This is a genomic window from Streptomyces sp. NPDC000348, from assembly GCF_042898795.1.
Classification (GTDB): Bacteria; Actinomycetota; Actinomycetes; order Streptomycetales; family Streptomycetaceae; genus Streptomyces.
In genome coordinates, this window is record NZ_JBIAZD010000001.1 from 216,458 (window position 1) to 223,495 (window position 7,038).

Annotated in this window: 6 protein-coding genes; 2 read left to right on the plus strand and 4 right to left on the minus strand. The window is 72.3% G+C overall.

Annotated features, from left to right (window positions below):
- Window positions 1-103: 103 nt before the first annotated feature.
- From ACFY3N_RS01075 to ACFY3N_RS01090, 4 genes are all read right to left on the minus strand, one after another.
- Window positions 104-859 carry an AIM24 family protein gene (locus tag ACFY3N_RS01075; RefSeq protein ID WP_390814543.1) on the minus strand — a complete coding sequence of 252 codons (756 nt, stop codon included), beginning with the start codon at window positions 857-859 and terminating at the stop codon, window positions 104-106.
- 17 nt (window positions 860-876) lie between these two features.
- Complete coding sequence (locus ACFY3N_RS01080; RefSeq protein ID WP_390814544.1) at window positions 877-1,557, minus strand: AIM24 family protein; 681 nt, start codon at window positions 1,555-1,557, stop codon at window positions 877-879.
- Window positions 1,558-1,570: 13 nt separating this feature from the next.
- Window positions 1,571-3,244, minus strand: a complete 1,674-nt coding sequence (locus tag ACFY3N_RS01085) for a TerD family protein (RefSeq protein WP_390814545.1) — start codon at window positions 3,242-3,244, stop codon at window positions 1,571-1,573.
- A 136-nt stretch (window positions 3,245-3,380) separates the two neighbouring features.
- Window positions 3,381-3,977: a M48 family metallopeptidase gene (locus ACFY3N_RS01090; RefSeq protein WP_390814546.1), complete on the minus strand. Its 597-nt coding sequence runs from the start codon at window positions 3,975-3,977 to the stop codon at window positions 3,381-3,383.
- 216 nt (window positions 3,978-4,193) lie between these two features.
- On the opposite strand from ACFY3N_RS01090, the gene ACFY3N_RS01095 reads away from it, so the two are divergent.
- Both ACFY3N_RS01095 and ACFY3N_RS01100 read left to right on the plus strand, forming a co-directional pair.
- A complete protein-coding gene (locus ACFY3N_RS01095) occupies window positions 4,194-5,420 on the plus strand; it encodes a TOMM precursor leader peptide-binding protein (protein ID WP_390814547.1) in 1,227 nt (408 codons plus the stop codon).
- Entirely contained in the window at window positions 5,413-6,780 is a 1,368-nt protein-coding gene (locus ACFY3N_RS01100; RefSeq protein ID WP_390814548.1) for an ABC1 kinase family protein, read from the plus strand. The genes ACFY3N_RS01095 and ACFY3N_RS01100 overlap by 8 nt, the downstream gene beginning before the upstream one ends.
- Window positions 6,781-7,038 lie beyond the last annotated feature (258 nt).

Consider the following 7,038-nt stretch of genomic DNA (forward strand, 5'->3'; position numbering starts at 1 on the left):
CGTTCACCGTTTGGGGGTAGCCTCCGGGGGGGGGGGGGGGGCCCGGGGGGGGGGGGGGGGCCCCCCCCCGGGGGGGCCCCCCCCACCCCCTGTGTCGTTCCCGTCAGCTCCAGACGTTGCCCTGGTTCTGACCACGGGCCCCCTGCTGTCCCACGCCGTACTGGGCGGCGACGCCCGAGCCGATCCGGGCGTTCTGCGGCGGCAGCAGTTCGCTGGGCTGGACGAGCGCGAAGCCACTGCCCATGAAGCTGAGCTCCCAGCCCTCGCCGGTGTTGCCGCGGCGCCGCCACACTCCGGAGGAGTGGGTCTGGGCCTGCATCTGCACCCGCAGGGACGTGGACCAGGCGACGATCGCGTCGGCGTCGCAGTTGACGTACTTGTCCGGTGTCACCTGCATCAGCAGCGGCATGCCGGAGGTCATCAGGGCGACCTTGCCCCGGCCGGTGATGTTGAGCTGGTACTTCCCGGAGCCGGAGATGCCGTACAGGCTGTCGACGGCGATGACCTCGTGGTGCAGCGAGGAGTCCATCGCGAGCACGTAGCTGCTGTCGACCGTCAGCCCGTCCTGCTCCACCTCCATGACGTGGATGCGCTGGGCGAGGTTGGCGAGGTAGACCGTGCCCTGCCCGTGGCAGCGCATCAGGTCGAGTCCCTCACCGGTCTGCGCACGTGCGCGGGAGGCGCTGTTGCTCTGGAACTCGGCGTCGAACTCGACGAGTCCCTGGTAGGCGACCATGGTGCCCTTGCGGGCGAGGACGTCGTCGTGGCCGTCCAGGGCGACGCGGAGCATCTGCTGGTTCTGCAGGCTCCAGCGCTCCTGGGTCTGCTGGTCGTTGAAGGCGAAAAGCGGGCTCTGCATGGTGTGGTTGCTCCCCCTCAGCCCCGGACCCGGAGGCGGTCGGTGCTGTCCTCACTGGGCTGGACGACGACGATGCCCTGACCGGAGAAGGCCATCTGGTAGGCCTCTCCGCTGCCGCGGCCGATCAGCGACTGGGCCCGGAAGCTGCGCTTGCCCTTCACCTTGAGGTTCGGGGACCAGGCGACCAGGGCGTCCGGGTCGACGTACGTCTCGTCGTCGCCGCCACCGCAGTCCACGACGATCGGCTTGCCGCGCGAGGTCAGCGCGACCCAGCCCTGCCCGGAGATCCTGGTGTTCCACAGGCCCTGTCCGGCGAACTTCGCCAGGCCCTTGACCCGCTCCACGCCCCACGTGAGATGGGCGTCGAAGGCGAGCAGGTTGGTGGCGTTGACGGAGATGCCGTCGCCGTTGAGGTTGATCACCACGACGTTGGCGCCGTAGTCGGCCAGGTAGAGCAGGCCGTCGCCGGAGCACTTCATCAGCGGCGCGCCCTCACCGGTGAGCCAGTCCTTGGCGATCTGGCGGACGGCCGGCGGGTTGGGCTCGTACTGGACGAAGCCCTCATAGGCGACCATCGAGCCCACGCGCGCGAGGAGGTCGTTCCCGGTCTGCATGGCGACCTTCAGCATGTGGTTGCCGTGGTTCTCCATGCGGGCGCCGGCGGGGGCGGGGGCATAGCCCGCGAGTGGCTGGTTCATGACGGGCTCCCTTTTAGATCTCGTACGGCTGGACGACGATGAAGTTGCCGGGCGCGCCCCGGAACTGGAGGTTCACGCTCTCCCCGGTGTCGCCGGGGTAGGAGTTGCGACGCATCCGCACCTGGCTGGAGACGACCACCTGGGAGGCGGCCGACCAGGCGACCACGGCGTTGCAGTCGGCGAAGGTGGTGGGCGTGACCGGCAGCACCACGGGCGTGCCGTGGGTCTTCACGACGATCGTGCCGGTTCCCTGGAACTGCATCGTGAACAGCGCGCCGCCGGGGATACCGTGCCCCTCGATGCGGCGGACCTCGTACTGGAGGGTCTCGTCGAAGGCGAGGACGTTCTCGGCGGAGACGCACACGGCGTCGCCCTGGAGCTCGATCGGGTGCAGCATCGTGGAGTTCTCGGCGAAGAACACCTGGCCCTGGCCGGTGCAGCGCATCAGCTGCATCTCCTGGCCGGTGGCGTTGCCCACGATCCGGCCGGAGAACCCGGCGCCCTTGTAGCTGAAGTCGACCTTGCCCTGGTAGAGCACCATGCTGCCCTGCCGGGCCAGCACGGCCTGCCCGCCGATGCCGAGGTCGGCGCGGACGAGCTTCTTGTTCTGCTGGGTCCAGCGCTGCCCGGTGGGCGTCTCCTTGAACTGCTGGAGCGCGCCGAGCACACCGGGGCCCTGCGGTGCGCCCTGGGACGCACCGTACGGGGCCTGCCCGGCCGGCGGTTGTCCGGGCGGGGGCTGCTGTCCGTAGCCCGGAGGAGGAGTGGGCTGTCCGTAGCCGGTCGGCGGGGTGGGTGCCTGCGGTGCCGGTGGCTGTCCGTAGCCCGGGGGCGGCGGGACGGGCCGGCCGTACGGCGGCTGCTGGCCGTAGGGCGCGGGCGCCGGGGGCGGCACCGGGGAGCCGCCGGGCGGGGTGTGCAAGGGGGCGACGATGGTCGGCGCGGCGTGCACCGGCGGCGCGGAAGGTGCGGGGGCCGGCGGCGGCGCGAAGCCCTGTGCGGCGGGCTGGGGGGCCGGGATGGGCGCGGGGACGGGGACCGGGGCGGGCGCGGCTCCGCCGGGCACGCCGAACGCGGGCGGCGCGGTGGCCTGGGCGGGCGGGGCGAAACCGGGCGCGGCTCCGCCGGCCTCCGGCTGCTGCGGGGCGGCCGGCTCGTCCTCGGCCACCTCGCCGCCGAAGTTCCGCAGCAGCGCGTCGAGACCGCCGTCGAAGCCCTGCCCGACGGCGGCGAACCGCCAGACGTCCTTGACGTAGAAGTCACCCAGCATCACGGCCCGCTCGGTGGAGAACTCCGAGCCGCTGAACGGGTACCGGGCCACTTCCTCGCCGCCCGCGACGATGCGGATGTATCCGGGACCGATCTGCGACATCTGCCCGGCGCCGTCGAGGGTCGCCGTGAAGGACAGCTTCTTGATCTGCTGCGGGATCCGGTCCAGCGTCACGCGGAACGACTCGGTGTCGCCCGCCTGGGCGCCCAGGAGCTGAATGGACTCCTCGGGGGACTTCGGCTGGTTGTAGAAGATGAAGTAACGGTCGTCGGAGAGCCGTTCGTCGGCGTCAAGACCGAAGCAGCTGATGTCGAAGGTCAGCCCCGGGCCGGAGATCTGCACGCCTACGTACAGATCCGTTCCCGCCGTGAGGTCACTGATCCTGGCCTTGTGGCCGCGTTGGAATTCCCTGGCCATGCGTACGACCGTCCCCCATCCCGAATGTGAGTGCGTCGCGTCAGGCTAACGGCAAACCCGGACACCGGATGAAGTCGGTACAGACCCGGTACACAACGCACGCACAGGCCTACAGTGCGCTCACTTCGGGCGGTGTTCACGCATCGGGCGTATCCGGCACACGCGGCAGCCGCTCGGCCGCGACCACCCCTTCGAGGTAGCCACGGGCCCGCTCGGTCCTCGGGTACGCATCCAGCAGCCGCCAGAAACGCGGGCCGTGCCCGGGCACCAGCAGGTGCGCCAGCTCGTGGCAGAGGACGTAGTCGACGACGTACTCGGGCATGCCCTGCAGCCGGTGCGACAGGCGGATGCTCCCCTCGGACGGGGTGCACGAGCCCCAGCGCGTGTTCTGGTTGGTGACCCAGCGCACCGAGGCGGGCCTGGCCCGCCCGTCGAAGTACTGGTCGGACAGCCGCCGGGCGCGCTCGGCCAGCTCCGCGTCCCCGAGCGTCCGCCTGCTCTCCTGCGCGGCCAGCTTGTCGAGCATGACGGCCACCCAGCGCTGCTCCTCCGCCTCGGACATCCGGGCGGGGATGAGCACGACGGTGCGATCGCCCTCGCGGTACGCGGAGACCGTCCTGCGACGGCGGGCGCTCCTGCGGACCTCGATCGCGCTCGTCCGCGAGCCGTCCGTCGGCTGGCTCGTCGTGCTGCGCTGTGGTTTTCCGGCGCGGTGCAGTGGGTCGGCGGGCACGCCCCGACGGTACCCGCTGCACACGGGGAAGTCTTGGCTCCGGGGCGGTTCCCCGGTGATCCCCCCACTGCGCGCCGGATTCGTACGATGAATTCCGCCGCCTGTGGACAACTTTCGGCAGCCTTCGGCCCGTCCCGGCATGCTGGCATGCGTCGGACGAGCCGCGAAGAGCTCGACCGCTCAACGGGGACGATCCGGGACGTACGGGGGTATGTCATGCATCCGATGGTCAAGCCCGCGCTCCGGCGCGGATGGCGCGATCTCAACACCGTGCAGTTCGGGATGACACCTGCGCACGCGTTGACGCTGGGCCCGATGGACACGGCCACGGGCAGCTTCCTCGACCTGCTCGACGGCACCCGTGGTCCGGAGCTCCTTCGGGAGGAGTCACGTCGCATGGATCTGCCCGAGGGCCATGTCGACCGGCTGGTACGCAGGCTGGCGCGGGCCGGGCTGCTGGACGACTCACGGGGCGGCGGGCCGGCCGCCGAGGCCCTGCGGGAGAAACCGGAGGTGCTCGACCGGCTCCGTCCGGACCTGGCGTCCCTCGCCCTGACCACCTCCGAGCCGGGTGATCCGCTCCGCCGACTGGCGGCGCGCCGCAGTATGCGGGTGCAGGTGAGAGGCGGAGGCCGGGTGGGCGCCGCCCTCGCGGCGCTGCTGTCGGGGGCCGGAGTGGGCGAGGTCGACGTGCGCGACGTCGGACGGGTCGAGCCGTGGGACGTCGCGCCGGGCGGGCTGCCCGCCGAGGCCGTCGGCGACCGCAGGGACGAGGCGGCCCGCCGTGCGGTACGCCGGGCCGCCCCGGACCGCCCGCCGCGCCGGACCGCCCGGTCCCCCCTCGGCGAGGGCGACCCCGGCTTCGGTCTGGTCGTCCTCGCCCCACGGGACGACGTCGCCGTGCACGCGCCCGATCCCGGGGCCGCCGAAACCCTCGTGACCTCGGGCACACCCCATCTCTACGCCGGGGTCGTGGAGGGAACCGGCGTGGTCGGCCCGCTGGTGCTGCCCGGCGAGACGGGCTGTGCGGGCTGTCTCCAGCAGGACCGCACCGACCGGGACCCGGTCTGGCCGCGTCTGGCCGCCCAGTGGCGCTCCGGACGGCAGCGCCGAGTGGGCGCCTGCGACCTGACGCTGGCCACGACGGTGGCCGGGCTGGCGGCCGCCCACGCGCTCACCTTCCTGGACGGCCGGGTTCCGTCCAGCGCCGGCGCACGCTGGGAGGTCTCCCTCCCCGCTCTGCACTGGCACGCGCGCCCGGTCCGGCCGCACCCGGTCTGCTCGTGCGGGGCCGTGCGCAAAGGTCCGGAAAAAGGTAAGGGAGAACACACCTCCGGGGACGGGGGGTCGCACGAGACAATGGCCGTGCACGGGCCGTCGGAGAAGTGGCGCCGCGAGGCGGACGCGAAGCGGTCGGCAGGGACTTGGAGGGCGCATGTCTGATCTTCCCCGGAAGGCGGTCACCCGGACCGCCAAACTGGCCGCGCTCCCGCTCGGCTTCGCCGGGCGGGCTACCTGGGGACTCGGCAAGCGGATCGTGGGCGAGTCCGCGGAGCTTGTCGGCCGCGAGCTCCAGCAGCGCACCGCCGAGCAGCTGTTCAAGGTGCTCGGCGAGCTCAAGGGCGGCGCGATGAAGTTCGGCCAGGCCCTGTCGGTCTTCGAGTCGGCCCTGCCGGAGGAGGTCGCCGGTCCCTATCGGGCGGCGCTGACCAAGCTGCAGGAGGCCGCCCCGCCGATGCCCACCCGTACCGTCCACGCGGTGCTGGAGAAACGGCTGGGCGAAGGCTGGCAGGAGCTGTTCCTGGAGTTCGAGGACAAGCCGTCCGCTGCGGCCTCGATCGGCCAGGTGCACCGGGCGGTGTGGCACGACGGCCGCGAGGTGGCGGTCAAGGTGCAGTACCCGGGCGCCGGCGAGGCCCTGCTGTCCGACCTGAACCAGCTGAGCCGCTTCGCCCGCCTGCTGGGGCCGCTCATCCCCGGCATGGACGTCAAGCCGCTGATCACGGAGCTCAAGGACCGGGTCTCCGAAGAGCTGGACTACGGCCTGGAGGCCCAGGCCCAGCGGGTTCACGCCGAGGAGTTCACGGACGACCCCGATGTCGTCGTGCCGGACGTGGTCCACCAGTGCGAGCAGGTGCTGGTCACGGAGTGGATGGACGGCATACCGCTGTCGGAGATCATCTCGGACGGCACGGAAGCACAGCGCGACCGGGCCGGCCAGCTCCTGGCCCGCTTCCTGTTCTCCGGTCCCGCCCGCACCGGTCTGCTGCACGCCGACCCGCATCCCGGCAATTTCCGTCTGCTGCCCGGCGGTCCGGAGGGCGAGGACGACTGGCGCCTGGGCGTACTGGACTTCGGCACCGTGGACCGGCTCCCGGGCGGGCTGCCCGAGCCCATCGGTGAGGCCCTGTGGATGACGCTGGACGGCGAGGCGGAGGCCGTCTACGAGATGCTCTGCGCCGAGGGCTTCGTCAAGGAGTCGATCGAGCTGGACCCCGACGCCGTCCTCGACTACCTCCTGCCGATCATCGAGCCCGCCCGGGCCGACGAGTTCACCTTCACCCGAGGCTGGATGCGGAGCCAGGCGGCCCGGATAGCCGACCCCCGCTCCCCCGCCTCCCAGCTGGCCAAGCAGCTCAACCTTCCCCCGGCCTATCTGTTGATCCACCGGGTGACCCTGAGCACGATCGGCGTGCTCTGTCAGCTGGGCGCGACGGTGCGGCTGCGGGAGGAGCTGGAGGAGTGGCTGCCGGGTTTCGTCCCGGAGGAACCGACGGCGGAGGAACCGGCAGCCCCGGCATGACGGACCCGGTGGGCACGTTGAGCGCCGCGGGGACACACCGGCGGCTCCGCCGCGGAGCCGCCGTCGTCACTGCCACCGGAATGACTCGTCACCCGGCGACGACGACGCCGTTCCCGGCGGCCCACCCCGCACGACGCGCCGCGGGGGGGGGGGGCGGGGGGCGGCCCCGCCCCCCCGGGGGGGGCCCCCGGGGCGGGGGGGGGGGGGCCCCCCCGCCCGGGGGGGGGGGTTAATGCTGTACCCCCAGGGGGGCCCGCC

Excerpts from the sequence above, each read along its gene's own strand:
- ACFY3N_RS01075 (WP_390814543.1), bottom strand. The coding sequence starts at position 859 with ATGCAGAGCCCGCTTTTCGCCTTCAACGACCAGCAGACCCAGGAGCGC.
- ACFY3N_RS01080 (WP_390814544.1), bottom strand. The coding sequence starts at position 1,557 with ATGAACCAGCCACTCGCGGGCTATGCCCCCGCCCCCGCCGGCGCCCGC.
- ACFY3N_RS01085 (WP_390814545.1), bottom strand. The coding sequence starts at position 3,244 with ATGGCCAGGGAATTCCAACGCGGCCACAAGGCCAGGATCAGTGACCTC.
- ACFY3N_RS01095 (WP_390814547.1), top strand. The coding sequence starts at position 4,194 with ATGCATCCGATGGTCAAGCCCGCGCTCCGGCGCGGATGGCGCGATCTC.
- ACFY3N_RS01100 (WP_390814548.1), top strand. The coding sequence starts at position 5,413 with ATGTCTGATCTTCCCCGGAAGGCGGTCACCCGGACCGCCAAACTGGCC.